This window comes from Pseudomonas syringae group sp. J248-6, from assembly GCF_032586995.1.
Lineage (GTDB): Bacteria > Pseudomonadota > Gammaproteobacteria > Pseudomonadales > Pseudomonadaceae > Aquipseudomonas > Aquipseudomonas amygdali.
This window is the reverse complement of record NZ_JAWHOP010000005.1, coordinates 132,683-159,400: the sequence shown is the minus strand read 5'-3', so window position 1 is coordinate 159,400 and position 26,718 is coordinate 132,683. Positions and strand designations below refer to the sequence as shown.

Here is a 26,718-nt window from a genome sequence, read left to right as displayed (position 1 = left end):
AGGTTACGAAAACGCTGTGGTCACTGAACCTGAAAGATTTTCGGCTCGGGGAACAGGTTGTTGAGCGTTTCCAGCAGACGAACGTGGTAGATGGGTTTGCGGAACAGGTCCAGCACATGCAGGCGCAACAGGTCGCTGACGTCGTCCATGTCGGCGTGCCCAGAGGTCACGATGACAGGCAGGTGCTGACGCGACGTGTGCTCGCGCAGGTGTCGGATCAGCTGGATACCGCTTTCCTCCGGCATCCGCAGATCGGTAATCACCAGCGCGATATCCGGATGGGCTGTCAGCTGGTGCAGGGCCATTTTCACGGACGACGCCGTGAAACAGCAGAACCCCTCGCCTTCGAGCAGTTCTGCAAGCTCCTCGTTCGCGTCCTCTTCGTCATCAACCAACAGCAACTGTTGGCGGGTAGGATGGACAGCCATTTTGACACCTTTAAACGTGAATAAATGCGATCAGGATATCCAGATTACTCCTGTTGAAAAAGGCTATCTACTGACATATCTCCATCTGTGCTCAACTCACAACGCATTCTGAATAGTTGTAAACATTGCAGTGATCCTGCCGCTTATCGTGGGAACAAAAGCGACGATAGCCACTGCAACCATCGCTGCGATCAAGGCGTACTCTATACCCGAAGCAGCTTCACGGTCTTTGATAAAGGATTTAACCCGGATATAGGTACCTACGTATAGCCGTGTAAGGGACATCTCATTTCTCCTTGTGCCTTCTAGGCGCGAACATGCGTATCACATGCGAAACCGTCTGCCTGCACAGCATTGTCTCCAATACGTAAACCCACAATCTCAATAAAGCATTAACCGGAAAGTTATAAGACTGGCCATCCCCTGCGTCTGGCGTGGTCAAACGCTATGTTGTTCACGCAACAGCATTTTTATACCAAAGCACAATGGCATTCTGAGTGTCTTGAGCTAACGTCACATAACGGACGGGAACGTCGTCCGCCGCGCCACATTGCGAAGTTGTCGCACCGGTTTGAAGTTGTCCTGCAATGACAAAGGGAACGTTGCCATGAGCAGTCGCATTACCATGGTGCTTGCTGTCTTGTTTTTGCTGGGGGCGTTGATTGCCGGTTATCTGGGAATCGCCGTCAGCAAACCGGCCGAAGCACCTGCAGTTGTCACTCCGCCCACGGTGCCTGACGCCACCGAAATATCGCCCCAAACGCCCCCGACTCCGCCCGTCGAGGATGCGCTGCGCCACAACGTCGTGGTTTTGGCCCGGGACGTACCGGCCTATACCCCCATCACGGCTGAAGACCTGACCGTAGAGCGCCTCAAGGTCGCTCCGCCTGGAAGTTTCGAGCACATCGACAAACTGGTGGGCCGCAGCACTTGGCGAACACTGACGGCCGGAACCTGGCTTAGCGAGAACAGTTTTGAAGCAGGCGGCACACTGGCGCGGATGATTCGCCCTCATGAACGAGCGCTGGCGTTGCAGGTTGACGAGGTGATTGGCGCATCCGGGCAGCTCAGCCCAGGCGACTATGTGGATGTGCTGCTTTATCTGCCCGAGGACACCAGCAACCTGAATCGCTCCAGCCAGGTGGTCGTACCCGCCCTGCGAGTTCTCGGGGTTGGCGGGCTGCTCGGCCCGGATCGCAACGGCAAGCCGGTGCAGGACATCAACGCTGACGAACGCCTTAAACAGGAACAGCTGCGGATCAACGCGCGAACCGTCACCGTCGCGGTACCGGAAGCCTTGCTGGCACGGCTGATGCTGGCGTCGCAAACCGGTGTCCTGCGTCTGGCCGTGCGCAGCGCCGACGAGGGCAACCTTCAGAATTACTGGGCGAGCGAAGCCGGTAGCCGTGATGCCGCCGAACGACTGGACTCTGCCAACCGCCAACTGGTCAGCTTCAGACAATTGAGCCTGGGCCCGGCCAACTCGCCGACACAGGGCGCAGCCACTCGCACGCCTCGCGCAGTCGAGGTCATACGCGGTAACCAGATCACGCAACAAACTCCCTGATTGAGCAAGGATTGCATTTGATGAGCTGTTGTTCCGTGCCAGTAACAAAACCCCGGCTGCTGGCGTTAGCCTTGGCGGCGCTGTCTGCACAATCAGCCTGGGCCGCTTCCGGCAGTTGTGCAGGACTTGCTGCAATGCCAGCGGCGGTGGAAATCGATCAAGGCATTCAGCAGGAAGTGCGCTCACCTGTGGCCATCACCCGCATTGCCGTCGGCGACCCGAAAATTGCCGATGTGCATGTCAACGGTACGGATGGTTTTCTGTTGACGGGCGTTGCGCAGGGCACGACCAGCCTGATGGTCTGGACCGCCTGCGCCACCGCCCCGCGCCAGAGCATGGTATTCGTACGCGGCCGGGCCACGGCGTCGATGGTAGAGACCGTCCCTGCGCCATCTGCTGATGCCGAGTTACCCAGCCAGGTGCAGACCGACATCCGCTTTATCGAAGTCAGCCGCACCAAACTCAAGGAGGCCAGTACCTCGATATTCGGCAAGGGCTCGAACAACTTTCTGTTCGGCGCGCCTGGCACGGTTCCCGGCGTAAACGTCACCCCCGGTACAGTGAGTGGCACAAGGCCGAGCATTCCGCTGAACAACAGCAATTTCAATATTGTCTGGGGCGGCGGCAGCAGCAAAGTGCTGGGCATGCTCAACGCCATGGAAAACAGCGGCTACGCCTACACCCTGGCCCGCCCCAGCCTTGTTGCGCTCAATGGGCAAAGTGCAAGCTTTCTGGCAGGGGGCGAGTTCCCGGTGCCTGTGCCCAATGGCGAGGGCAATGGTATTTCCATCGAGTACAAGGAGTTTGGCGTACGCCTGACCCTGACGCCGACAGTAGTGGGCCGTGACCGAATCCTGCTAAAAGTTGCCCCCGAAGTCAGCGAACTGGATTTCTCTGCCGGTATCACCATCGCCGGCACAAACGTGCCGGCGCTTAACATACGGCGTACCGACACCAGCATTGCGCTTGCCGACGGAGAAAGCTTTGTGGTCAGTGGGCTGATCAGCTCCAGCAACGTCGGCTCGGTAGGCAAATTTCCCGGTCTGGGTGACATCCCCATTCTCGGCGCGTTTTTCCGCAACTCGCAAATCCAGCGCGATGAACGCGAACTGCTGATGATCGTCACCCCGCACCTGGTTCAACCGCTGGCCGCCAACGCGCAATTGCCCTCGCTGCCGGGTGAGGGGCTGCGCACCTACGACCCAAGCTTTCCGCGCCTGTATTTTCTGGAAAACGGCGACTTCGACCGCCGCGACGGGTTATCCAAATGAGCCAGAGCCTGAGCCAGACCTTCCTGGCAATCACCCGCAACAACACTGATCTGGAATGGCTGCAAAGTGCCTTGGGCTCACTGGGCCAGGTGGTCAGCGCAGGCACCGGCAGCCTCGACGATCTGCTCGCGCTGGTGGACGTGACCTTTGCCAGCGTGGTGTTCGTCGGGCTGGACCGTGAGCATCTGATGACCCAGAGCGCCCTGATCGAGAGTGCGCTGGAGGCCAAACCGATGCTGGCCATCGTTGCGCTCGGCGATGGTATGGATAACCAGCTGGTGCTCAATGCCATGCGTGCCGGGGCGCGGGATTTCGTCGCCTATGGCTCTCGCTCCAGTGAGGTCGCCGGCCTGGTCAGACGCTTGAGCAAGCGCCTGCCTGCCGTGACACCCAACCCGAACATGAGCGGCCTGTCAGTGCTGTATGGCGCGCAAGGCGATGACGACGGAGCCTTGATCGCGACGCACTTGGCGATGGTGGTGCACAAGACCGGGCAACGCACGCTGCTGCTGGACCTCGGCCTGCCGCGCGGCGACAGCCTGCTGATGCTCGGCCTTGAATCCACATTCAGCTTTGGCGATGCCCTGCGCCACTTGCGCAGGCTCGATGCAACGCTGATCGACAGTGCGTTCACCACCAGTGAAAGTGGTCTGCGCATTCTGGCGTACAGCGAAGCCGACGATCATCTGGAGCAGTCCAGCGCAGCGGAGCTTTATATGCTGCTCAGCGCCCTGCGCCAGCATTTTCAGCATGTGGTCGTGAACCTCGTGGGCCAGCCGGACAGCGAGGCACTGCGCTCGCTGGTCAGCCATTGCGATCAGTTGCTGTGGTACGCCGACCAGAGCGTACTGGGCTGTCGACGCAACCTGACGGTGCTTAATAACTGGCGTGAGAAAGGCATGAGAATGCAACACGCCAGCCTGCTGATTGATCGCTATCAGCGCTCGGTCGCACCCAATTCGGAAACCGTGGCCAAGACCTTCGGCCTGCCGGTGCAGGCCGTATTGCCACTGGCACCAGAGCTGCGCCTCAACGCCAAAAACCAGGGAGTGACGCTGTTCGAGCTGGCCTCACGCGACGCGTTGTGTTCCGGGCTGCGTCGGCTTGGCGAGCATCTGGCACGCAATGCCGAGGCTCACGACAAACCCGATCAGGGCTGGCTCGCTCGACTGTGGGGGAACAGGTAATGGCGGAAAAACTGTTTGGTATCTCGTCGCGTGGCAGCGGGCAGGCCGATGACGGCCAAGGCCTGAAACTGGTGCTGCACCGTTACATCATCGACGGCATCGAAGAAAGCGGCAAAAACCTGCTCGAAGGCTCACGACCGGCGCTGGCGCAATTTGTCATCGACAAGGTGGCCGAATACGTCGCGCGATTGCGGCTGGCTATTTCGCGCTACGAAATGGAGCGACTGGCCGAAGAGCTGGTCGATGAGCTGACCGGTTTCGGCCCGCTTGAAGTGTTGCTGCGCGACACGTCGGTCACGGAAATTCTGGTCAACGGGCCGGGCAAGGTATTTGTCGAACGTGATGGCGTGCTGCACCACACCGACCTGCGCTTTATCGACTCGCACCACGTCGAGCGCGTGATGCAGCGCATCCTCGCGCCACTCGGGCGGCGCCTGGATGAATCTTCGCCTATGGTCGATGCGCGTCTGCCCGACGGCAGCCGGGTCAATGCCATCATCCCGCCGATTGCGCTGGATGGCCCTTGCCTGTCGATCCGGAAATTTCGCAAGGACATGCTCAAGAGCGCAGATCTGGTGGCCATGCAAACCATCGATCAGTCCATTTTCGAGTTTTTTCAGGAAGCGGTCGGCAAACGCTGCAACATCCTCGTCAGCGGCGGTACCGGCACAGGCAAGACCACCATGCTCAACGTGCTGAGCCAACTGATCGACAGCAACCAGCGCCTGGTCACTATCGAGGACGTTGCCGAGCTGCAGCTCAGCCACCCGCACGTGGTGCGTCTGGAAACCCGCCCGCCCAATGCCGAGGGGCATGGCGAGGTGCGCGCCAGCGACCTGATTCGCAACTCGCTGCGGATGCGCCCGGACCGCATCATCCTCGGCGAGATCCGTGGTGTCGAAGTGCTCGATGTATTGACGGCGATGAACACCGGCCACGACGGTTCCATGAGTACCGTTCACGCCAACAATGCTCAGGATGCTCTGCTGCGCCTGGAAACGCTGGTTGGCCTGACCGGGCGACTGATACCGGAAAAAACCCTGCGCCAGATGGTCTGCGCGGCGCTGGATGTGATTATCCAGCTGGCGCGCCTGCCTGATGGCCGACGCTGTGTCAGCGAAGTGGTGGAGGTAGTCGGCATACGCGATGACATCTATGTCACCAATACATTGTTCCGCCTTGATCGCCGCACCGGGGTCGGCTTCATGCGCGAAGCTGCACACGCCGCAGGCGACAAGCTGCGGCCAGGCTACTGACGTGCTCAGGGAGGCGGCGCAATGAATGCATCACTGGTACTCGGCCTGATCTCCTTGCTGCTGCTGACTGCGTCCATTCGCATGTTCTACCTCGCGCTCAATCAGGGCGCCAGTGAACGGGTCAGGCAGCGTCTGACCGCCGGACAGGTTCAGCCTGTGGTTGAAAAGGCTGGATGGACCTACCTGGATCGGGCCTTTTTGCGTGCAGGGTTGGGCCGACCGACCGAGCGCATGGGCTTGGCTTTGTCGCTCTATGCCTTGTTGATTCTGATCGGCTACGGACTGGGCGGCGGCATCGGCGCGGTCAGCGCGCTGCTGGCGGTGCCGCTGACCCTGCGCCTGTTTGTGTCGTGGCGCTATGAGGTGCGTGTGCGCCGCATGATCCAGCAATTGCCGCAACTGCTCGACCATACCGTACGCAGCCTCAAATCAGGCAGAACCCTCGCCGACGCGGTGCTGCACGGCATCGAAGCAACGGATCAGCCACTCAAGGACGGCATGAGCCGCATCGAGCGGAACGTGCAACTGGGCGTCAGCCTGCCGGATGCCGCGAGGGATTTCGCCGAGCTGTATGAACGCGACGAGTTTCATCTGTTTGCCCTTGGCTTGAGGGTCAATCATCGATATGGCGGCAATGCCAGCGAGCTGATGGAAAACCTGATCAAGCTTATTCGTGACCGGGAACAGGCCGGTCGCCAATTGCGCGCAATGACCGGTGAAACCCGCATGACAGCGCTAGTGCTGGCGCTGCTGCCGGTCGGCATGGCCGGCTACTTTCTGACCGTGAACCCCAGCTATCTGTTGCATATGTGGAACGATGACAGCGGGAAGATCATGTTGAGCATGGCCTTCGTCCTGCAGGCAACAGGGTGCGTGGTGCTGTGGCGCATGTTGAGGAGCATTTAGATGGAATTGTTACTCGCTGCCGTGATGCTCGCCGCTGCCGCATTTCTGCTGCTGTCCGGCATGGCTCGGCAACGCCGTAACGAACGCTTGGTGGCAAGACGATTGAGGGGCCAGGTGATTCGCGAAAGCCGCATCGGCAGCCTGTTGCGGTTGCTCGGCGATACCCGCATTGGCCAGCGCAGCATCAGCCTGGACTCGGAAACCCAGATGTTGCTCAATCGAATCGGCTGGCGGCGCGCCAGCAAACGCTCATTGTTTGCCGCATGCCAGGTCGGCGTTCCGGTCGGCCTGATGGTCGTGGTCATTGTGGCCCAACTGCTGCTTTTCAAAGGCGTCGAGCAGCCGCTCATAGCGCCGGTATTTGCCTTGGGAATCGGTTATCTGCTGCCCAAACGAATTCTCGCGGCCGTCGCTCAGCGCCGCCAGAAACAGGTGGTGGTGGAAATTTCTACGTTTATCCCGTTGCTGCGCATCCTGTTCGAGTCCGGCATGGCCGTCGAGCAGGCGCTACGCGTGCTGAGTCTTGAAGGTAAAGACTTGCTGCCGGTGCTCTCCGAGGAAATTCGTGTGGTGCTGGTGCGGGTCGACTCCGGCCTGGAACTGGGCGAAGAACTGCGAAAAACCGCGGCCTTGCTGGCCGTCGACGAATTGAGTGACACATGTGTGATCCTCAATCAGTTGATTCATCAGGGCGGCGGCGCATTGAAGTCTCTGCTCACGCTCAAGCAACTGATTGACGACCGACGCCTGACCCGCCTGCAGGAATATATTTCCAAACTGTCGGCAAAGATGTCGGTGGTCATGATGGTGTTTCTGTTTCCAGCCCTGCTGATCGTGTTGGCGGGCCCTGGATTTATCGCCATAAGTCGCGCACTGGGCAGTTGAATCCAGTGTTACCCGTGCACGAAAGGACGCATTGCAATGAAACCAGTGATCGCACTACTCGGGCTGCTGTTGCTGAACGGATGTACCAGTGATGGCAGCGCGCTCTGGACACAAGCCACGGCTCAGTCCGGCCAATGCCCCAAACTGACATCGGATCAGGAGTTCTCCCTGAATCTGGCTCAGACCATGGCAGATGAGGGACGCTTGCATGCCAGCCTCGCCAATCTGGAAAGCCTGCCGGACAGCCTGGGCGAGGTTCGCCTGCGCAAGGCACGGGTATTGCGGCTGTTGGGCAGCAACGAAGCCGAGCCGCTGTATCGCAGCCTGCTGGGCACCTGTCGGGCAGCCGAGGGTGAGCATGGGCTGGGACAACTGGCTGCGGCGCGTGGCGACAATGCGCTGGCTCAGCAACATCTGCTCATGGCCAGCAAACTGCAACCGACTGACGAAAAAATCCGCAACGACCTGGGCGTTGTCTATCTCAATCAGTTGAAACTGGAACAGGCGCGCTTCCAGTTCCTCACCGCCATGGAGCTCAAACAGTCCGATCCGCTGGCGGCAATCAATCTGGCCACCTTGCTGATCTACCAGAACAAATGGACGCAAGCAGCCGAACTGGCCTCTCGAGCCGGACTGACGCCCGAGCAGATCACCGAGGCCCAGTCGCGAGCCGAAAAAATCGGAAAAACCCGCGCCACACCTCTCGCGTCCGCCAGTACAACAGGAGCACAACCATGAAAGGCGCACTCGTCGGCAGCATTTTCACACTGTTTATCGTCAGCAGCGCCTGGGCTGCGAGCGACGAGCAATCACCTTACGCGCAGAAACAGACTGAAACCTGGCTGCAACTGCAAGCCAGCGGCAAGGCTGCATCGCCGACGCCACAAATCAATACCGCCGCCGAGCGTGACCTGAGCCTGCAACGATGGCTGGAAACCTATAAGTACAAAATCCCCGAGTACTACGAACAGGAGGCTGGCGGCAAGTTTTCAGCGGGTAGCAAGTAGCCTTGCGGGGTGGTTCTGTTACCTGAATGACACCGCACCTTACAAACCTCCTGTCAGCAGGCCGCGAAACACTCCGCTATCATGCGCGGACTTTCGAGATTCGAGACTGCCATGCGCCGTTTGTTATGCCTGATGTTATTGATCCTGGCCCTGCCCGCCTTCGGTGCCGGTCTGCTGGACAGCCGCCCATCGTCAACCCTGGGCGGCGGCTCGCTGGATAACAGCAAGGACTTCCTGCCCGTGCGGCAGGCTTTTCAGTTGAGCCTGATCGAAACCACGCCAGAATCGATCAAGCTAAGGCTGGTCGCCACCGATGGCTATTATCTGTATCGCCATCGTTTCCAGTTTCGCACCGAGCCTGCTGATATCGGCCTGGGTGAAGCACAACTGCCCAAGGGCGAACAGAAACACGACGAATACTTTGGCGATGTCGAGGTCTATCACGGCATTCTCGACATCGACCTGCCACGCAAACCCGGTGAACAACGCCCTTTCACGCTCGCTGTCACCTATCAGGGCTGCGCCGACAAGGGCCTGTGCTACCCGCCTGAAACCGAGCGTTTGAACATTGGCGATGTGGCCGCCAGCCCTGCCGTCTCGGCATCCGCCACTACAGCAGCCACCTCAGCCGCCTGGAGCTGGAAAGAACTGGCGCTGTTTTTCCTCGCAGGCGTAGGTCTGACCTTCACCCCCTGTGTACTGCCGATGCTGCCGATTCTGTCCGGCGTGGTGCTGCGCGGCAAAGTTGGCGGCCTGCGCGGCCTGAGCCTGTCACTGGCTTACGTACTGCCGATGGCGGCCTGTTTTGCCTTGCTCGGCGCGTTGATGGGTATGTTTGGCGCGAGCCTGAATCTGCAGGCACGCCTGCAATCGGCCTGGGTTCTGGTGCCGTTTTCAGCGTTTTTCGTGATCTTTGCCATCGCCATGTTTGGCGCTTTCGAACTGCGTCTGCCGCAGTCGATCAGTTCTCGTCTGGACCGTATCGCCGGCAAGACCGAAGGCGGATCACTCTGGGGCGCAGCCGTGCTGGGCGTGGTTTCCAGTCTGCTGGTCTCCCCCTGTGTTTCCGCCCCTCTGGCCGGTGCGCTGCTGTATATCAGCGCCAGCGGCGACGCCGTTGGTGGCGGGTTGAAACTGTTTGCGCTGGGCCTGGGCATGGGCGCGCCATTGCTGTTGATAGCCACCGGTGGTGCTGCATGGCTGCCGAAAAGCGGGCCTTGGCTGGTCACGGTGAAAAATGCAATCGGTGTACTGCTGCTGGCGCTGGCCATCGGTTTGCTGAGCCGCGTTTTGCCGGGCCAGGTCACCTTGTTGCTGGTCGGCCTGCTGTCTGCGGGTGTTGCGCTGTTTCTCGGCGCACTGGAGTTCACTGAAAAGACCACTCGGCAAAAGCTCGCTCAACTGCTCGGTCTGGCGCTGTTGGTTTATGCGCTGGCCAGCTGGTATGGCGCGCTGTCCGGACAAACCGACCCGCTGCGTCCGCTGGGCCGCGAATACGCCACGGCAAACAACCCAACAGTCACATCAAGCTCGAACCAGTGGCAAACCATCACCACCTCAGCCGAACTGGACCGCGTGATGCAGGAAGCGCAAAACGCAGGCAAACCGCTATTGCTCGACTGGTACGCTGACTGGTGCATCAGTTGCAAGGTCATCGAGCACGAAGTTCTGCCCGATCCTGGGGTCGTTGCCGGATTATCGGGTTACAGCCTGGTTCGCTTCGACATGACAGACAGCAGTGCGGAGCAACGCGCCCTGCTCGACCGCTACAAGCTGTTCGGTCCTCCCGCGCTGCTGTTTTTCGCTAAAAACGGCGAAGAGCTGCAAAATGTGCGAGTCGTCGGCGAAATCAACGCCGCAGGCCTGATTGAACGCTTGAACAGGGCAAATGACCAAAACTAAACGGTGAGTCACAAACTTTGCGCGAATATCGCTCATCGTGCTGGCTACTGTTGTTAACTGGACAGTCCATTGCCCTTCCGGCATAGTCGCCGGGCGTAAACCGCTCGCAGACAATAAAAGGAACACGCAATGGCGACTATCCTGGTCCTTCACGGGCCCAACCTGAACCTGCTGGGCACTCGGGAACCCGGGGTCTACGGCACCATCACCCTGCCCCAGATCAATCAGGACCTGGAGCAACGCGCGCGCGATGCCGGTCACCACCTGATGTATCTGCAAAGCAATGCCGAGTATGAACTGATCGACCGTATTCACGCCGCGCGCGGTGAGGGTGTGGACTTTATTTTGATCAATCCGGCTGCTTTTACGCACACAAGCGTTGCAATACGTGACGCGCTGATGGGAGTGAGCATCCCATTCATCGAAGTGCATTTATCAAACGTGCACAAACGCGAACCTTTCCGCCATCACTCCTACTTTTCAGATGTCGCTGTAGGAGTGATCTGCGGCCTGGGAGCCAGCGGATACCGCCTGGCCCTGGAAGCCGCCCTGGAACAACTGGCCGCCAGTGCCAAGCCATGACGAGTCCAGCCTGACGCTGACCACATCGCTTGAAACGGCCGACAAATTGCCCTTACAGAACCTTGGGAGTTGATTAATGGATATTCGCAAAGTCAAGAAGCTGATCGAATTGCTGGAAGAATCCGGCATCGACGAGCTGGAAATTCGTGAAGGCGAAGAATCCGTACGGATCAGCCGTCACAGCAAGACTCCAGCGCAGCCTTACTACGCGCCAGCCCCGGTTGCTGCGCCTGTTGCAGCACCGGCGCCTGCAGCCGCTCCGGCCGCAGCAGAAGCACCATCGGCTCCGAAACTGAACGGCTTTGTGGTCAAGTCGCCAATGGTCGGTACGTTCTACCGCACCCCGGCACCTACTTCGCCTGCATTCGTCGAAGTGGGTCAGACCGTCAAGAAAGGCGACACCATCTGCATCGTTGAAGCGATGAAAATGATGAACCACATCCAGGCAGAAGCCAGCGGCGTGATCGAATCCATCCTGGTAGAAAACGGTCAGCCGGTTGAGTTTGACCAGCCGCTGTTCACAATCGTTTGACCCGGGGAGAGCCTGCGATGTTGGAAAAAGTTCTAATCGCCAACCGCGGCGAAATTGCCTTGCGCATCTTGCGTGCCTGTAAAGAACTGGGCATCAAGACCGTCGCTGTACACTCCACGGCAGATCGCGAGTTGATGCACCTGGGCCTGGCAGACGAAACCGTCTGCATTGGTCCGGCACCAGCCAATCTGTCCTACCTGAACATTCCGGCGATCATCTCGGCTGCCGAAGTGACCGGTGCCACGGCGATCCACCCTGGCTACGGCTTCCTCGCTGAAAACGCCGATTTCGCCGAACAGGTCGAAAAATCGGGTTTTGCCTTCATCGGCCCGAAAGCAGACACCATCCGCCTGATGGGCGACAAGGTTTCTGCCAAGGACGCCATGAAGCTGGCCAACGTGCCAACCGTTCCGGGCTCCGACGGCCCGCTGCCGGAAGACGAAGCAACCGCTCTGCGCATTGGTCGTGAAGTGGGTTACCCGGTGATCATCAAGGCCGCCGGTGGCGGTGGTGGTCGCGGCATGCGTGTGGTTCATCGCGAAGAAGACCTGATCGAAGCCGCCTCCCAGACCCGCGCCGAAGCTGCGGCCTGGTTCAGCAACCCGATGGTCTACCTGGAAAAATACCTGACTAACCCGCGTCACGTGGAAGTCCAGGTCATTTCCGACGGCCAGGGCCAGGCGATTCATCTGGGCGACCGCGACTGCTCGCTGCAGCGCCGTCACCAGAAGGTTCTGGAAGAAGCACCGGCACCGTTCATCGACGAACAGGCGCGTGCGGATGTTCTGGCTGCCTGCGTCAAGGCGTGTATCGATATCGGCTATCGCGGCGCGGGTACTTTCGAGTTCCTGTACGAGAACGGTCGTTTCTACTTCATCGAGATGAACACCCGTGTTCAGGTGGAGCATCCGGTATCCGAAATGGTCACCGGTATCGACATCGTCAAGGAGATGCTCAGCATCGCCGCCGGCAACAAACTGTCGTACACCCAGGATGACGTGGTCATCAAAGGGCATGCGCTGGAATGCCGGATCAACGCCGAAGACCCGAAAACCTTCGTTCCAAGCCCAGGTCTGGTCAAGCACTTCCACGCACCGGGCGGCAACGGTGTGCGGGTCGATTCGCACCTGTACAGCGGCTACAAGGTTCCGTCCAACTACGACTCGCTGATCGGCAAAGTGATCACCTGGGGCGCGACCCGCGAAGAAGCCATGGCACGCATGCGCAATGCCCTGGACGAAATCGTGGTCGACGGGATCAAGACCAATATCCCGCTGCACCGTGATCTGACCCGTGATGAAGGCTTCTGCGAAGGCGGAGTCAACATCCACTACCTGGAGCACAAACTGGCCAATCAATAAGCCAGTGTGTTTCAGAACGACAAAGCCGCAGCGATGCGGCTTTGTCGTTTGCAGCGCATAGCAGTAAACTTGCCCGCTTCCTGCGGCCGCGCCGGCCGTGCAAGCCGCACCTAATTTCCAAATCGAAGGTAATCCGCCATGCCTTGGCTGCAAGTCCGTCTCGCCATCAGCCCAGAACAAGCCGAAACCTACGAAGACGCCCTTCTTGAAGTCGGCGCCGTGTCCGTGACATTCATGGACGCCGAAGACCAGCCGATTTTCGAGCCTGAACTCAACACCACGCCGCTATGGACACACACCCATTTGCTGGCGCTGTTCGAAGCCGACACCAATGCCGAAATGGCTTTGGCACACCTGAGCCTGCTGACCGGCGAAGAACTGCCCGAGCACAGCGCCGAAGTCATCGAAGATCAGGACTGGGAGCGCAGCTGGATGGATAACTTCCAGCCAATGTGTTTCGGCAAGCGCCTGTGGATCGTGCCAAGCTGGCATGCTGCACCGCAACCGGATGCCGTGAACCTGCTGCTTGATCCTGGCCTGGCATTCGGCACCGGCACCCATCCGACCACCGCACTGTGCCTTGAATGGCTGGACGGCCAGGACCTCAAAGGCTGCAACGTGCTGGATTTCGGCTGCGGCTCGGGCATTCTGGCCATCGCCGCTCTGCTGCTGGGTGCCGAACAGGCCGTGGGCACTGACATCGACGTGCAGGCACTGGAAGCCTCTCGTGACAATGCCGGACGCAATAACATCGCTGCCGAGCGCTTCCCGCTGTACCTGCCCGAGGACCTGCCACATCAGCAAGCCGATGTGCTGGTCGCCAACATTCTGGCTGGCCCGCTGGTTTCCCTGGCACCGCAACTGGCATCGCTGGTCAGAACCGGCGGTCGCCTGGCGCTGTCAGGCATCCTGGCCGAACAGGGTGAGGAAGTCGCTGCGGCCTATGCTGACAGCTTTGATCTGGACCCGATCGCAAACCGAGATGGCTGGGTACGCATCACGGGACGCCGCCGTTAACCGCCGCTTCAACCGGACAGCCGCATGACCGACAGTTTTGTCACCCAGTGCCCGCACTGCCAGACCAGTTTCAGAGTCAGCCACGCTCAACTGAGCGTGGCCCGCGGCGTGGTGCGATGTGGAGCCTGCCTGCAGGTTTTCAACGCAGCCCGGCAGTTGCTGGAGCAACGCGCCATAGTCGACTCCGAAAAGGAGGCCCTGAGCGCCGCACCGGTGGTCATAGCCCCGCCCCAACCAGAGCCTGCGTCGACGCCCGAACCCGAGCTGAAGCCAGAACCGGAAAAGGCACTTGAAGACGATGCCCCCTGGCAGGTCAGCGAGCTGGATCTGGACAATCTGAACCTGGACGAAGAACTGGCTCGCCTCGAACAGCGCGAGACTCGACGACCCGACACCTTCGCCCGCCCGGCCAGCGATGACGGCACTGACGATGAGAGCCTTACCGCGAAGCGTGACAACCGCCAGACCGACGAGGCTGCCTGGGTCGGCACGCTGCACAACGACGATGTCGAACGTCTGCCCGAGCTGCACGCCGAGGTCATCCCCGACCCGGATTCGCCCGAAGACCCGGAGCCGTTGCCCGACGACAAAAGGACCGAGCCCTCGCTGTCACTGGACAAGCACCTGGACGATGACGAACCCGTCGTGCTTGTTACCACACCGCGCAAGGCCCTGCCTGCCGAGAAAGTGCAACGCTGGTCAGCCGTGGATGACGACGAAGATCAGGACGACGACGAACCAGAACCTGAACCCCGTGGCAGACGCAGCCGTAACGAACCTGCAGTGCGCGAGCAGGCACTGCTTGACCTGACTGACGACCCTTTGCAACTGGACTGGCAGCCGCCCAAACCGCGCTGGGGCCGACGCCTTGCGTGGGGCCTGTTGATCGTACTGGCTCTGGCGGGTCTGGCCGGTCAATACGTCTGGTACCATTTCGATCAACTGGCTCGCCAGGATCAATATCGCCCGTGGTTCCAGCAGATTTGCCCGCAAATCGGCTGCAAGGTGCCGACCAAGGTCGATATATCCCAGCTCAAGAGCAGCAATCTGGTGGTACGCAGCCATCCCGAGTTTCAGGGGGCTCTGGTGGTGGACGCGATCATCTACAACCGTGCCTCGTTTTCCCAGCCGTTCCCGCTGCTGGAGCTGCGTTTTTCCGATACCGGCGGTCAGTTGATTGCCAGTCGTCGGTTCAAGCCCGGTGAATACCTGAGCGGCGAAATGGCCGGCAAGGAAGAGATGCCACCGCAAACGCCGATCCATATCGCGCTGGATATCCTTGATCCAGGCGCCAAGGCCGTGAATTACAGCCTGAACTTCCGTTCGCCGGAATGACAGGCCCACTGCCATAACGTCGGCTTTACTTGATCCAATACAGGCTCGTTATGCCAGGGAACGCTGCATGATCGCAGAATTTACAGTGCTAAATGCCGTGTAATCGTTCCCTGCAAGCGCCGCAACGAGCTGTTCAGATTTTATCCAATTCAGCCTTTATCCAGTCATCGAGAGCGGGTATCATGCCAACCCTTTTTCAAACTCTCGGTTCGATCTGACGGTGGCGCAAGCGGCTGGTGGGACGGGCCGTTGCAGACCGGGTGAAACGGTTTTTTACACGGCCTGCGGATGATTTGGCCTCCACAACAGGTAAGGCTATGTCGGCAGTACGCATCGGCCCATATACAGTGCAAAACGGCTTGGTCCTCGCCCCGATGGCGGGCGTCACCGACCAGCCTTTCCGTCAGCTGTGCCGACGACTCGGTGCGGGCCTGGTGGTTTCGGAGATGGTCACCAGTGACATGAGCCTGTGGAACAGCCGCAAATCGCGTCTGCGCATGATCCACGAAGGTGATCCCGAGCCACGCTCGGTACAGATCGCCGGTGGTGATCCGCAGATGCTGGCAGACGCAGCACGTGCCAATGTCGAACTGGGTGCCCAGATCATCGACATCAACATGGGTTGCCCGGCCAAGAAGGTCTGTAACAAGGCAGCAGGCTCGGCGCTGTTGAAAGACGAGCAACTGGTGAACGACATCCTGCAGGCCGTCGTGGCTGCTGTCGATGTGCCGGTCACGCTGAAGATCCGCACCGGATGGGATCGCGACAACCGAAATGGTCTGACGGTGGCGAAAATCGCCGAGCAGGCCGGTATTCAGGCACTGGCGGTACACGGGCGAACCCGTGCCGACCTTTACACCGGCGAAGCCGAGTACGACACCATTGCCATGATCAAACAGGCAGTGTCGATACCGGTGTTTGCCAACGGCGACATCGATTCACCCGAAAAAGCCCGGCGCGTGCTACAGGCCACCGGCGCAGACGGGTTACTGATTGGCAGGGCCGCCCAGGGGCGTCCCTGGATTTTTCGCGAGATAGAACACTTTCTGCGTACCGGAGAAAAACTCCCGGCGCCGCAGTCGAGTGAAGTGGAACGTATTCTGCTTGAGCATCTGGCAGCGCTCCACGTTTTCTATGGAGATGTGATGGGCGTGCGTATTGCACGCAAACACGTCAGTTGGTATCTCGCAACCCTGCCGGGCGCCAGAGAGTTTCGCGCCCACTTCAATCGTTTGGAAGATACGGAAGCACAGTGCGCCAACGTCCGGGAGTTCTTCAGCCAAGGCTGCAAGGGCCCGGATAACGAGAATGATAAAGAGGTGGCCGCATGACGATGATGACCGAGACTTTAGTGAGTGGAACAACACCCGTGAGCGACAACGTCAATTTGAAACAGCACCTCAACACGCCGAGCGAAGAGGGTCAGACCCTGCGCGGAAGTGTCGAGAAGGCGCTGCACAATTATTTCGCCCACCTCGAAGGCGCATCCGTCACTGACGTCTACAACCTGGTGTTGTCGGAAGTCGAGGCTCCGCTTCTGGAAAGCGTGATGAACTACGTCAAGGGCAACCAGACGAAGGCTTCCGAGCTGCTGGGACTGAACCGCGGCACGCTGCGCAAGAAACTCAAACAGTACGATCTGCTTTAAAGCATTCAAAACAGAAAAGGCGACCTTGCACCGCGGTCGCTTTTTTTTGCTGACTTCTTTTGCTTTTGATGGAAATCGAGATGACCGACCAGACTACCCGCCTGCCTATCCGTCGCGCCCTGATCAGCGTATCCGACAAGACAGGAATCCTTGAGTTTGCCCGCGAGCTTGAAGCGCTGGGCGTCGAGATTCTTTCCACTGGCGGTACGTTCAAACTGCTCAAGGACAACGGCGTCGCGGCAGTCGAAGTGGCTGACTACACCGGCTTTGCTGAAATGATGGATGGCCGGGTCAAGACTCTGCACCCCATGATCCACGGCGGTATTCTGGGTCGTCGCGGCATCGACGACGCCATCATGACCGAGCACGGCATCAAGCCGATCGATCTGGTTGCCGTCAATCTGTATCCGTTTGAAGCCACTGTCTCCAAACCGGGCTGCGACCTGCCGACCGCCATCGAAAACATCGATATCGGCGGCCCGACCATGGTCCGTTCCGCTGCGAAGAACCATAAAGATGTCGCAATCGTGGTCAACGCCAGTGACTACGGCCAGGTATTGGAAAGCCTCAAGGCTGGCGGCCTGACCTACGCACAGCGCTTCGACCTGATGCTCAAGGCGTTTGAGCACACCGCCGCCTACGACGGTATGATCGCCAACTATCTGGGCGGCGTCGATCAGACTGCCGAAACCCTGAGCACCGAAGGCCGCAGTCAGTTCCCGCGCACCTTCAACACCCAGTTCGTCAAGGCCCAGGAAATGCGCTACGGCGAGAACCCGCACCAGAGCGCGGCGTTTTACGTTGAAGCCAAACCTGCCGAGGTCGGCATTGCCACGGCCACCCAGTTGCAAGGCAAGGAACTGTCGTTCAACAACGTCGCCGATACCGACGCCGCGCTGGAATGCGTCAAGAGCTTCGTCAAACCGGCCTGCGTGATCGTCAAACACGCCAACCCGTGCGGTGTCGCGGTCTGCCCGGATGATGAAGGCGGCATTCGTCAGGCGTACGAGCTGGCCTATGCCACCGACTCCGAATCGGCATTTGGCGGCATCATCGCCTTCAACCGCGAGCTGGACGCAGCAACGGCCAAGGCCATCGTCGAGCGCCAGTTCGTCGAAGTGATCATCGCGCCAAGCGTCAGCGCCGAAGCGCGTGCCATCGTGGCCAGCAAAGCCAATGTGCGCCTGCTGACCAGCGGCCAGTGGAGCGAGCGTCTGCCTGCCTGGGACTACAAACGCGTGAATGGCGGTTTGCTGGTACAGAGCCGCGATATCGGCATGATCACTCAGGCGGACCTCAAGGTCGTTACCCAGCGTGCCCCTACCGAACACGAAATGCATGACCTGATCTTTGCCTGGAAAGTCGCCAAGTACGTCAAGTCCAACGCCATCGTCTACGCCCGCAACCGCCAGACCGTCGGCGTCGGCGCAGGTCAGATGAGCCGCGTGAACTCGGCACGCATCGCCGCCATCAAGGCCGAGCATGCCGGGCTGCAGGTGCAGGGCGCGGTCATGGCCTCCGATGCGTTCTTCCCGTTTCGTGACGGTATCGACAACGCGGCCAAGGTCGGCATCACTGCCGTCATCCAGCCCGGCGGTTCGATGCGTGACAACGAAGTGATTGCAGCAGCAGATGAAGCAGGCATCGCGATGGTCTTCACCGGCATGCGCCATTTCAGGCACTAATCAGAAAAACGGCCGCACTGGCGCAGGCGTCTGCTGCGCCAGTGCGGTCTCGTACGGCGGTTGGGTCGCCTCAGGCACACCGCGTACTCCAGAATCAGCGTCATCGAGGTTTTTGAAATGAATGTTTTGATCATTGGCAGCGGCGGTCGTGAACACGCCCTGGCATGGAAAGTCGCTCAGGACCCACGTGTGCAGAAGGTGTTCGTCGCACCGGGCAACGCAGGCACGGCGATCGAAGCCAAATGCGAGAACGTGGCTATCGACGTTCTGGCACTGGAGCAACTGGCGGATTTCGCTGAAAAGAACGTTTCGCTGACCATCGTCGGTCCTGAAGTGCCGCTGGTTGCAGGCGTTGTCGACCTGTTCCGCAGCCGTGGTCTGGACTGCTTCGGTCCGACCGCCGGCGCTGCGCAGCTTGAAGGTTCCAAGGCGTTTACCAAGGACTTCCTGGCGCGCCACAAGATCCCCACTGCCGACTATCAGAACTTCACCGAGATCGAGCCTGCCCTGGCCTATCTGCGTGAAAAAGGTGCTCCGATAGTCATCAAGGCCGACGGTCTTGCGGCAGGCAAGGGCGTGATCGTCGCCATGACCCTGGCAGAAGCCGAAGATGCCGTACGTGACATGCTGGCTGGCAACGCCTTTGGCGAAGCCGGTTCCCGCGTTGTCATCGAGGAGTTTCTCGATGGCGAAGAAGCCAGCTTCATTGTCATGGTCGACGGCAAGAATGTGCTACCCATGGCCACCAGCCAGGATCACAAGCGCGTCGGCGACGGCGACACCGGCCCGAACACCGGTGGCATGGGGGCCTACTCCCCTGCCCCGGTGGTCACCGCCGAAGTTCATCAACGTGTCATGGATCTGGTTATCTGGCCGACCGTCAGGGGCATGGCTGATGAAGGCAATGTTTACACCGGATTCCTCTATGCTGGTCTGATGATCGATAAAGCTGGCAACCCGAAAGTCATCGAATTCAATTGCCGCTTCGGCGACCCGGAAACCCAGCCGGTCATGCTGCGCCTGCAATCGAGTCTGGTACTGCTGGTTGAAGCTGCGCTGGCGCAGGCACTGGACAAGATCGAAGCACAGTGGGACCCCCGTCCAAGCCTGGGAATCGTCCTGGCCGCCGGTGGCTACCCTGGCGACTACGCCAAAGGCGCAGTCATCGAAGGTCTGGACGCTGCTGCACAGCTGGAAGGCAAGATATTCCACGCGGGCACTGCCTTGCAAGATGATCGTGTCGTGACCGGCGGCGGTCGTGTACTGTGTGCTACAGCACTGGGTGACAGTGTTGGCAATGCGCAGCAAAATGCCTATGCGTTGGCTGCCAAGGTTGATTGGCAAGGATGTTTCTATCGCAAGGACATTGGCTACCGTGCCATTGCCCGTGAGCGTGGCGAAGAGCTGGAATAATCAATCAGGCCTGTCTCTTCAATCAGAGGCAGGCCGATTTGACCCGGCATTCGCGGTTTTACCCGGCATTCACTCACGAAGGGATTTCATTGTGCGCTGGCTCAGGATTGCCATAGCCTCAATCGCTGGACTGCTGACCCTGCTGTTCATGCTTTCGGCACAGGCCGAGCATGGCGCAGGTTGGTCGACGCTGCTCGACGAAAAGGCCCACCTGACGCTGGATGAAATTCGTTCGGCGCGCTACCAGAATCAATTCAGTCCTATCGAGCTGGAACGAGTCACTGCAGCGGAACGTGACAGTGCGGTATGGCTGCACTACCGCCTGCTGCCTACCCAGCACGAGCAGCTTCTGCGCATCTTCGCTCCGGACCTCGCCAGCGCGGACATGTATGTCATGGACGGCGATCAACAGATCGATCACCTGCGCACCGGCAACGAGGTGCCCAAGGAAGATCAGCGTCTGCCTTCGAACGATTTCCTGCTGCCGATCCCCCAGAGTTCGAACACGCTGGATATCTACCTGAAGCTGGTCTCCACCCAGAAAATGCGCCCCAGCATTACCCTGGAGCCGGCCATCAAAAGCGCCGCCGACGAGACCGAGCCGTTCCTGTTCGGGCTGCTTTTCGGTGCGCTGTCGATGCTCATCGTGCAGAACCTGACGCGCTACGGGCATACACGTTCGCGTAGCAATCTATGGCTCGCCGCCTGTGAAGCACTGCTCGGGCTCAGTGCCCTGTTGCTGCTTAACCTGCTGCGCCCGATTGACCCGTGGAATATCGCACAGACCCCCAGTGCGCACATTGCGCTGTTGCTGGCGGCTGTCGCAGGCCTGATCTACACCTACTGCTTCTTCGTCCATCGCAACGCCCGCAAACTGGATCGTCTATTGCTGGGCAACGCCGTGCTCATGGGCATCGGTACTGTGCTGGTACTGCTGGACGACAGACTGCCGATCAATATTCTGACTTTCGGCCTGGTCTCGTTGACGACGTTGAGCATTCTGGCGGTGTCGATGTGGCACTGGCAGAAAGGCTATCGTTCGGCGCGCCTGTTTGTCCTCGGGATGATCATTTTCAACATTGGTTACATGGTGGTTCTGCCGGGCCTGCTGTGGCTGAGTCTGGTGCCGCCACAGTGGCTGATACTCGCGCTGCTCAGCGTGTTCTGCATCAGCGGTCTTTCGATGAGCCTGGCCCTTAGCGAACGCCATCGCAGCATCACCGAAGACCGTTTCAGCCTCAGCCGCGATCAGGCTGCGAGTACCGCCGAAATCAACGCCAAAGCCGAATTTCTGGCCAAGATCAGTCACGAGATTCGCACACCCATGAATGGCGTGCTGGGCATGACCGAACTGCTGCTCGGCACGCCGCTGTCAGTCAAGCAGCGCGACTATGTGCAGACCATTCACAGTGCCGGTAACGAACTGCTGACGCTGATCAACGAGATTCTGGACATCACCAAGCTCGAGTCAGGGCAGATAGAACTGGACGATGTGCAGTTCGACATCGGCGCGCTGGTCGAGGACTGCCTGAATATCTTCCGCGCCAAGGCCGAGCAGCAGCAGGTCGAGCTGATCAGCCAGATCCAGCCCCAAGTGCCACGGGTTATCAATGGTGACCCGACTCGCCTGCGCCAGACGCTGTTGAGCCTTCTGGAAAATGCCCTGAAGAAGACTGACGAAGGTGAAATTCTTCTGGCCGTCGCCCTTGAGTCTTCGAAAAACGGAAAGACGCGTTTGCGTATTTCGGTGCAGGACAGCGGTGAATCGCTTTCCGACGAAGAACGTGAAGAGTTGCTGCACGCCGAACTGCACAGCCGGAATTTCCTGGCCAGTAGCAGGCTCGGTGGTCACCTGGGGCTGGTCATCGCCCGCCAGTTGATCATCCTGATGGACGGTGAATTCGGTATTCAGAACAGCGGCACCCAGGGCAACACGTTATGGCTGAACCTGCCGCTGGACGCAAAGCTGCTGGAGCAGCCGACCATCGATCTGGACAGCCCGCTGAAAGATGCCAGAGTGCTGGTGGTTGACGACAACGATACCTGCCGCAAGGTGCTGGTCCAGCAATGCAGCGCCTGGGGCCTGAATGTCAGTGCAGTGGCGTCCGGCAAGGAGGCACTGGCCTTGCTGCGGACCAAGGCGCATCTGCGCGACTATTTCGATGTGGTCCTGCTCGACCAGAACATGCCCGGCATGACCGGCATGCAACTGGCCGCCAAGATCAAGGAAGACCCAAGTCTGAATCATGACATTCTGTTGATCATGCTTACCGGTATCAGCAATGCCCCAAGCAAGATCATTGCTCGCAACTCCGGTATCAAGCGCATTCTGGCCAAACCGGTGGCGGGCTACACGCTCAAGACGACGCTGGCAGATGAACTGACCCAGTTGAACAAGGGCGTTGCTGCACAAAAGCCTGGCCCGGTCATCAATACGCCGGTCAGCGTACCGGGCGACTTCCGGATCCTGGTAGCCGAAGACAACAGCATTTCGACCAAAGTGATCCGCGGCATGCTCGGCAAGCTCAACCTGAATCCCGATACGGCGAGCAACGGCGAAGAAGCGCTGCGTGCCATGAAGGCACAGCGTTATGACCTGGTACTGATGGACTGTGAAATGCCGATACTCGACGGTTTCTCGGCAACCGAGCAATTGCGTGCCTGGGAGGTCGGCAATCAGCGGGTGCGCACACCGGTCGTTGCACTGACTGCGCATATTCTCACTGAGCACAAGGATCGTGCACGCCAGGCAGGTATGGACGGTCACATGGCCAAACCTATCGAGCTGTCGCAACTGCGCGAACTGGTCGAACACTGGGTAGCACACCGCGACAAGGCTCGCGGACTGTCTTCGGACAGCGAGCAGTATCGACAAAACTGACAGCAACGGGAAAGGCACACAGTGGCCTGATAGACTGGCACTGCCATCCACCTGCTGCTGTGAGTCGAAGCCATGCTTCACGTGTTGTTCAGCGTCTACCTGAAAATGCTGGTGCTTTACAGCCCGTTTTTCGTCCTTTCCTGCTTCATCAGCCTGACCCGCGGTCACTCGCGCAAGGAGCAGCGGCGTCTGGCCTGGAAGGTAGCGCTGGCGACACTGGTTTCCAGCGTCTTGCTGTATCTGTTCGGTAGAGTGATTTTCGATGTATTCGGAATCACGGTCGATGCATTCAGGATTGGGGCTGGCAGCGTGCTGTTCATATCCGCACTGGGCATGGCCCAAGGCAAATCGGCAGTCCAGACCGACAATATCCAGCAGGATGTGACCATTGTTCCTCTTACCATTCCCCTTACCGTCGGCCCCGGCACCATCGGCGCGCTACTGGTCATGGGCGTCAGTCAGCCTCATTGGGATGACAAACTCACCGCCATCCTGAGTATTGCACTCGCCAGCCTTACGGTTGGCGTAGTGCTTTACCTCTCCAATCGTATCGAACGTATCCTGGGCGATCAGGGTTTGCAGATTGTCAGCCGCCTGATGGGGTTGTTCGTCTGTGCGTTGGCGGCACAAATCATCTTTACCGGTATAAGGGGCTATCTGCTGCCCTGATACAACTCAGATACGTGCAGCCCGCACCAGCCCTTGCGCCCTGCCGTCCAGATACCGCGTTACATCATTACGATATGCGGCGTAAATCTTGCGGTCAAAGGTGTAACTGCCGCCCTTGAAGTGAAACAGCAGCCGTCGGCTACCTGCCGCGTGCTCGTCCACGCTCAGATGCAGACTGCACAGCAACAGCAGTACCCGATCAGGTTCATACTTCTCGCAGGGCACTACCTGGAAGCTGCCCAGACGGCCTTGTTCAAAGCCGTTTTTAAAGTAAGACTCTGCCGCCTGATTCACTCCCAATGCTGCGACAGCGCGCTGCACCATGTCGCCAAGGCGCTTGCGGTCCGCTGGATTGCTGACCTTGAAGGTCGCCTGCAACAAATCGTCGACATTGCTTACGACCAGTGAGTCGCCCAGAACCACGCCTTTTTGCTGTATTCCACGTGTCTTGAGCCGGCTGCGGTAGTAATGCATCCAGCTGCTCCACTGCGTCTTGAAATCAAACTGCTTACCTGCGAACAACTGCGCATCCAGAAGTACATCCTGAATGTCCGTGCGCTCCTCACTTGTAAGGCCCGGAAGAAACGTCACCATACTGGGGATATCGCCCAGATACGCTGCATTGCCTGTACCTGCTTTCATTTGAGTGACTCCCTTCCATGGGAACTTGACCGTCGTTATAAATTGATGATTTCAGCGGCAGCACGATCAGCCAGCATGTCCTGAACAGTCTGGCGAAAAGGTTCGAAGCTCTGGCGACTGAACCGAAACGCAGTACCAACAGCATGTACTTGCATTTCTCCGCCAAGAATCTGCCAGAAATAAAGCGCGGGCCTCGACGCAATGGTTGTCATCTGCAGGCTGCACAACAGGATCATCACCTCGTCTTCGCTGTGCATCGCACAAGGCATGAGTTGAAAGCTTTCAGAACGTCCCGACGTAAACCAGCTGCTGAAAAATGTCTTCGCATGATCACTGCCCAGCAGCCTGTCGAGTGAGCTGCGATAGAGCCGGCGAAGCTCGACGGAGTTATTGACGATTGGAAGCTGCAATTTGCCAATGTCCCTGAAACTGTGAATTCTCAAGCGCACGTCGTTAATCACCGCGCTGCGCCGTCCACCCGTTGCAAGAATGGCTTGCTGGTAAGCGTCCAGCCATGGACGCCAGGCCATGCGCGGGGAATGCTGGTCATCCGCAACAAGTTGCGCATGATGCAGACAGTCCTGTACGTCCTGACGCAAACCGGGCTCTACATTACGGGCGAACGACAGGAGATTGGCCCCTGCCAGCAGAGTCTCATCCAGATCAGACATAAGGCGTTGCCCCAAGCGACATGATCATACCGGGACGCCTGCTCGACAACGCCGTGTCGATGTCATCGCGAAACTGCGAATAGACCTGTTCAATCAATTGCATTTTATAAACGGTCACAGCGATGTTGCCGTAGACACTTTGCGGTTCGAGTACTTCGAAAAGAAAACCGGATGGCAACGGCTGACGTGTGGCGAACTGCAGCTGCGCCAGTGTCAGGTTGTGCCGATCGTCGAAGAACCCCAGTTGCAGGACCACGCTGACCTGCAACTTTCCCGCATGATTCAAACCGCTCTGTACGGTCTGGCTACGCAGCAACTGAAGCGCCGTGTTACTAGCCGATTGCTTGCACACTTTACGCATCAATGTTTCCGCGCCCTGCAGGGTCTGCGCTGCCACTGACGGTGCAAGGGCACGCTCGAGGCAACTCCATACGGTCCGGACAGCATCTACCGGCAAAGGCTCGTTGACATGTTCGCTGGCATTCAGCACCCAGCCGAAACGCAGAGCCGCAGCAAGGCGGGTTTCATTCCATTTTTCGAACTCGGCAAACCTGGGGTGCTGCTTCGATGCGGCCAACTGCACGTACAGCATCGAGTCCAGCACATCGTTTTTCGGAGCGACCTGCTGCGAGGTGGGGAAAAACAGCAAACAGCCGGCATTGACGACTGCGGCATCCAATTCCTGCTTCATGGGAGAAATTCCTTTTTATCCCGAAAGCGGAGGCAACCCCTGCCTCCGCAAATAACCCGATCAGATTTCAAACTCTTCGATCGCGCTCTTGGCGTTGTCGCTCAGCTTTTGCTGGATCAGGTCGCGATGGCGTGAATACAGGCTCGTGTTGAGCACCAGGTTGTCCTCGCCTTTCCAGGTTTCAACGTTTGTGTCCTGCCATTCCCAGAACAGGACATTGGTGACATCACTGTCGGTATGGAAGCTGACCGCGCCCATGGACAGAGTCACGGTCTTGTCATCGGACTCGATGCACGAGGCAATACGGAAACTGCCTCCGCGGTGGTTTTTTGTCTGGCCTTCAAACAGGCGCAGAGGCTCTTTTTTAGCTTTCAGTGCAGCGATGGCATCCGCAGCGACCTTGAGCATCAGCAGCGATGCAGGCCCAGGCAAAGCGGCAGCCGCAACAGCCGAGCCAAGGATCTCAAGGCCGACTTCGTCCATGGTGAAACGCTGCTGGGTAGCACGATAGCGGGCATAGTTCCAATGGGTGGAAAGCCAGCCAACCTTCGAGAGTACTTCGTTGAATTTGTCGTACCACTGATCACCCTGGGTTTCAGGGCTGAACGCCTTGTTGGCCACAAGGGTGGCAAACAGAAAGGAGTCCATGACGTCTTGCTTGCTCTGCAGCGAAACGCCCTCGGCAAATGCCACCAGACTGCTTGCAACCACGGCCCCCTTGGCAGGTTCATCGCCTGGGGCGGAGTCAGTCTCGTCACTGGCCAGAAGCAATTCAGGCTTTATGACTGCTGCGTGGGCGATGGACGAAGCAGGGCATTGAGCCAGCTCACAAGCGGCAATGTAATCAAGGTTGTCGGTCATGCTCATCGTATTGTCCTGTTTCATTTCATTTAGTCCTTTAATTCGTGAGTCCTTGTGGACAGATACGAGACTAATCAAATAAATCAGGCTGTTTTTCCGAAACTTTCGAGCGGTTCATTGATGGCTTTTCGAACTGCCGCGGCAACACTTTATGGCCCGCGCAAAACTCAAGCTGCGCTAAGCCCCCGGTAAACAGCGGGCGAAAGAACAATCCGTGGCAGGACAGAGAAAAAAGCCACAAGCCTGGCAGCTTGAAGAACACCCGTTCGCTCAAGCACCCAAGCCGAAAACTCGGCCTGAATGCCTGTTACTACGCAGAGG

The 26,718-nt window shown here is 58.8% G+C and carries 26 protein-coding genes; 20 read left to right on the top strand and 6 right to left on the bottom strand.

Annotation, left to right across the window (positions count from 1 at the left end):
* Positions 1–20 precede the first annotated feature (20 nt).
* Together RYC17_RS08985 and RYC17_RS08980 are read right to left on the bottom strand one after the other, a co-directional pair.
* Entirely contained in the window at positions 21–428 is a 408-nt protein-coding gene (locus RYC17_RS08985; RefSeq protein WP_002555358.1) for a response regulator, read from the bottom strand.
* A 96-nt stretch (positions 429–524) separates the two neighbouring features.
* Positions 525–713 carry a Flp family type IVb pilin gene (locus RYC17_RS08980; RefSeq protein ID WP_002555359.1) on the bottom strand — a complete coding sequence of 63 codons (189 nt, stop codon included), beginning with the start codon at positions 711–713 and terminating at the stop codon, positions 525–527.
* Positions 714–1,035: 322 nt separating this feature from the next.
* On the opposite strand from RYC17_RS08980, the gene cpaB reads away from it, so the two are divergent.
* The 20 genes from cpaB to RYC17_RS08880 all read left to right on the top strand — a co-directional run bounded on the left by cpaB (position 1,036) and on the right by RYC17_RS08880 (position 23,532).
* The gene (gene cpaB, locus RYC17_RS08975) at positions 1,036–1,995 is read left to right on the top strand and encodes a Flp pilus assembly protein CpaB (protein ID WP_219170292.1); all 960 of its coding nucleotides are present in this window, start codon (positions 1,036–1,038) and stop codon (positions 1,993–1,995) included.
* Positions 1,996–2,015: 20 nt separating this feature from the next.
* Positions 2,016–3,266: a type II and III secretion system protein family protein gene (locus RYC17_RS08970; RefSeq protein ID WP_219170294.1), complete on the top strand. Its 1,251-nt coding sequence runs from the start codon at positions 2,016–2,018 to the stop codon at positions 3,264–3,266.
* Positions 3,263–4,453, top strand: coding sequence for a CpaE family protein (locus RYC17_RS08965; RefSeq protein WP_002555362.1), 1,191 nt, complete (start codon positions 3,263–3,265; stop codon positions 4,451–4,453). Before RYC17_RS08970 ends, RYC17_RS08965 begins: the two co-directional genes overlap by 4 nt.
* Complete coding sequence (locus tag RYC17_RS08960; protein WP_005746717.1) at positions 4,453–5,709, top strand: CpaF family protein; 1,257 nt, start codon at positions 4,453–4,455, stop codon at positions 5,707–5,709. The genes RYC17_RS08965 and RYC17_RS08960 overlap by 1 nt, the downstream gene beginning before the upstream one ends.
* Before the next feature lie 21 nt (positions 5,710–5,730).
* A complete protein-coding gene (locus tag RYC17_RS08955; protein ID WP_002555364.1) occupies positions 5,731–6,615 on the top strand; it encodes a type II secretion system F family protein in 885 nt (294 codons plus the stop codon).
* Positions 6,616–7,500 (top strand): type II secretion system F family protein, encoded by an 885-nt coding sequence (locus RYC17_RS08950; protein WP_002555365.1) that lies wholly within the window; start codon positions 6,616–6,618, stop codon positions 7,498–7,500.
* 36 nt (positions 7,501–7,536) lie between these two features.
* Positions 7,537–8,238 (top strand): hypothetical protein, encoded by a 702-nt coding sequence (locus RYC17_RS08945; RefSeq protein ID WP_057403566.1) that lies wholly within the window; start codon positions 7,537–7,539, stop codon positions 8,236–8,238.
* Entirely contained in the window at positions 8,235–8,507 is a 273-nt protein-coding gene (locus tag RYC17_RS08940; protein ID WP_005753139.1) for a DUF3613 domain-containing protein, read from the top strand. Before RYC17_RS08945 ends, RYC17_RS08940 begins: the two co-directional genes overlap by 4 nt.
* 111 nt (positions 8,508–8,618) lie before the next feature.
* Positions 8,619–10,409 carry a protein-disulfide reductase DsbD gene (locus RYC17_RS08935; protein ID WP_316902769.1) on the top strand — a complete coding sequence of 597 codons (1,791 nt, stop codon included), beginning with the start codon at positions 8,619–8,621 and terminating at the stop codon, positions 10,407–10,409.
* Between the two features lie 129 nt (positions 10,410–10,538).
* Positions 10,539–10,991, top strand: coding sequence for a type II 3-dehydroquinate dehydratase (aroQ, locus tag RYC17_RS08930; protein WP_002555369.1), 453 nt, complete (start codon positions 10,539–10,541; stop codon positions 10,989–10,991).
* 76 nt (positions 10,992–11,067) lie between these two features.
* Entirely contained in the window at positions 11,068–11,523 is a 456-nt protein-coding gene (accB, locus tag RYC17_RS08925) for an acetyl-CoA carboxylase biotin carboxyl carrier protein (protein WP_002555370.1), read from the top strand.
* A 17-nt stretch (positions 11,524–11,540) separates the two neighbouring features.
* Complete coding sequence (gene accC, locus RYC17_RS08920; protein ID WP_002555371.1) at positions 11,541–12,884, top strand: acetyl-CoA carboxylase biotin carboxylase subunit; 1,344 nt, start codon at positions 11,541–11,543, stop codon at positions 12,882–12,884.
* 138 nt (positions 12,885–13,022) lie between these two features.
* Positions 13,023–13,901 carry a 50S ribosomal protein L11 methyltransferase gene (prmA, locus tag RYC17_RS08915; protein WP_005746710.1) on the top strand — a complete coding sequence of 293 codons (879 nt, stop codon included), beginning with the start codon at positions 13,023–13,025 and terminating at the stop codon, positions 13,899–13,901.
* A gap of 24 nt (positions 13,902–13,925) precedes the next feature.
* On the top strand, positions 13,926–15,236 hold the full coding sequence (locus RYC17_RS08910) for a DUF3426 domain-containing protein (protein WP_316902767.1): 1,311 nt from the start codon (positions 13,926–13,928) through the stop codon (positions 15,234–15,236).
* A 317-nt stretch (positions 15,237–15,553) separates the two neighbouring features.
* A complete protein-coding gene (dusB, locus tag RYC17_RS08905) occupies positions 15,554–16,567 on the top strand; it encodes a tRNA dihydrouridine synthase DusB (protein WP_004666305.1) in 1,014 nt (337 codons plus the stop codon).
* Positions 16,564–16,884 carry a DNA-binding transcriptional regulator Fis gene (gene fis, locus RYC17_RS08900; RefSeq protein WP_002555375.1) on the top strand — a complete coding sequence of 107 codons (321 nt, stop codon included), beginning with the start codon at positions 16,564–16,566 and terminating at the stop codon, positions 16,882–16,884. Before dusB ends, fis begins: the two co-directional genes overlap by 4 nt.
* A gap of 80 nt (positions 16,885–16,964) precedes the next feature.
* Positions 16,965–18,569 carry a bifunctional phosphoribosylaminoimidazolecarboxamide formyltransferase/IMP cyclohydrolase gene (gene purH / locus RYC17_RS08895; protein WP_005732154.1) on the top strand — a complete coding sequence of 535 codons (1,605 nt, stop codon included), beginning with the start codon at positions 16,965–16,967 and terminating at the stop codon, positions 18,567–18,569.
* 117 nt (positions 18,570–18,686) lie between these two features.
* A complete protein-coding gene (gene purD / locus RYC17_RS08890) occupies positions 18,687–19,982 on the top strand; it encodes a phosphoribosylamine--glycine ligase (protein WP_058402629.1) in 1,296 nt (431 codons plus the stop codon).
* A 91-nt stretch (positions 19,983–20,073) separates the two neighbouring features.
* On the top strand, positions 20,074–22,863 hold the full coding sequence (gene retS, locus RYC17_RS08885; protein ID WP_058402630.1) for a hybrid sensor histidine kinase/response regulator RetS: 2,790 nt from the start codon (positions 20,074–20,076) through the stop codon (positions 22,861–22,863).
* 72 nt (positions 22,864–22,935) lie between these two features.
* The gene (locus RYC17_RS08880) at positions 22,936–23,532 is read left to right on the top strand and encodes a MarC family protein (protein ID WP_003313945.1); all 597 of its coding nucleotides are present in this window, start codon (positions 22,936–22,938) and stop codon (positions 23,530–23,532) included.
* A gap of 6 nt (positions 23,533–23,538) precedes the next feature.
* Here the strand turns inward: RYC17_RS08880 and RYC17_RS08875 are convergent, their stop codons facing one another.
* The 4 genes from RYC17_RS08875 to RYC17_RS08860 are packed head-to-tail and all read right to left on the bottom strand — an operon-like array spanning position 23,539 to position 26,421.
* On the bottom strand, positions 23,539–24,174 hold the full coding sequence (locus RYC17_RS08875; protein WP_316902762.1) for a hypothetical protein: 636 nt from the start codon (positions 24,172–24,174) through the stop codon (positions 23,539–23,541).
* A 35-nt stretch (positions 24,175–24,209) separates the two neighbouring features.
* Positions 24,210–24,845, bottom strand: a complete 636-nt coding sequence (locus tag RYC17_RS08870; RefSeq protein WP_316902760.1) for a hypothetical protein — start codon at positions 24,843–24,845, stop codon at positions 24,210–24,212.
* Positions 24,838–25,536, bottom strand: coding sequence for a hypothetical protein (locus tag RYC17_RS08865; protein ID WP_316902758.1), 699 nt, complete (start codon positions 25,534–25,536; stop codon positions 24,838–24,840). The genes RYC17_RS08870 and RYC17_RS08865 overlap by 8 nt, the downstream gene beginning before the upstream one ends.
* A gap of 60 nt (positions 25,537–25,596) precedes the next feature.
* The gene (locus RYC17_RS08860; RefSeq protein ID WP_316902756.1) at positions 25,597–26,421 is read right to left on the bottom strand and encodes a hypothetical protein; all 825 of its coding nucleotides are present in this window, start codon (positions 26,419–26,421) and stop codon (positions 25,597–25,599) included.
* Positions 26,422–26,718: the final 297 nt, after the last annotated feature.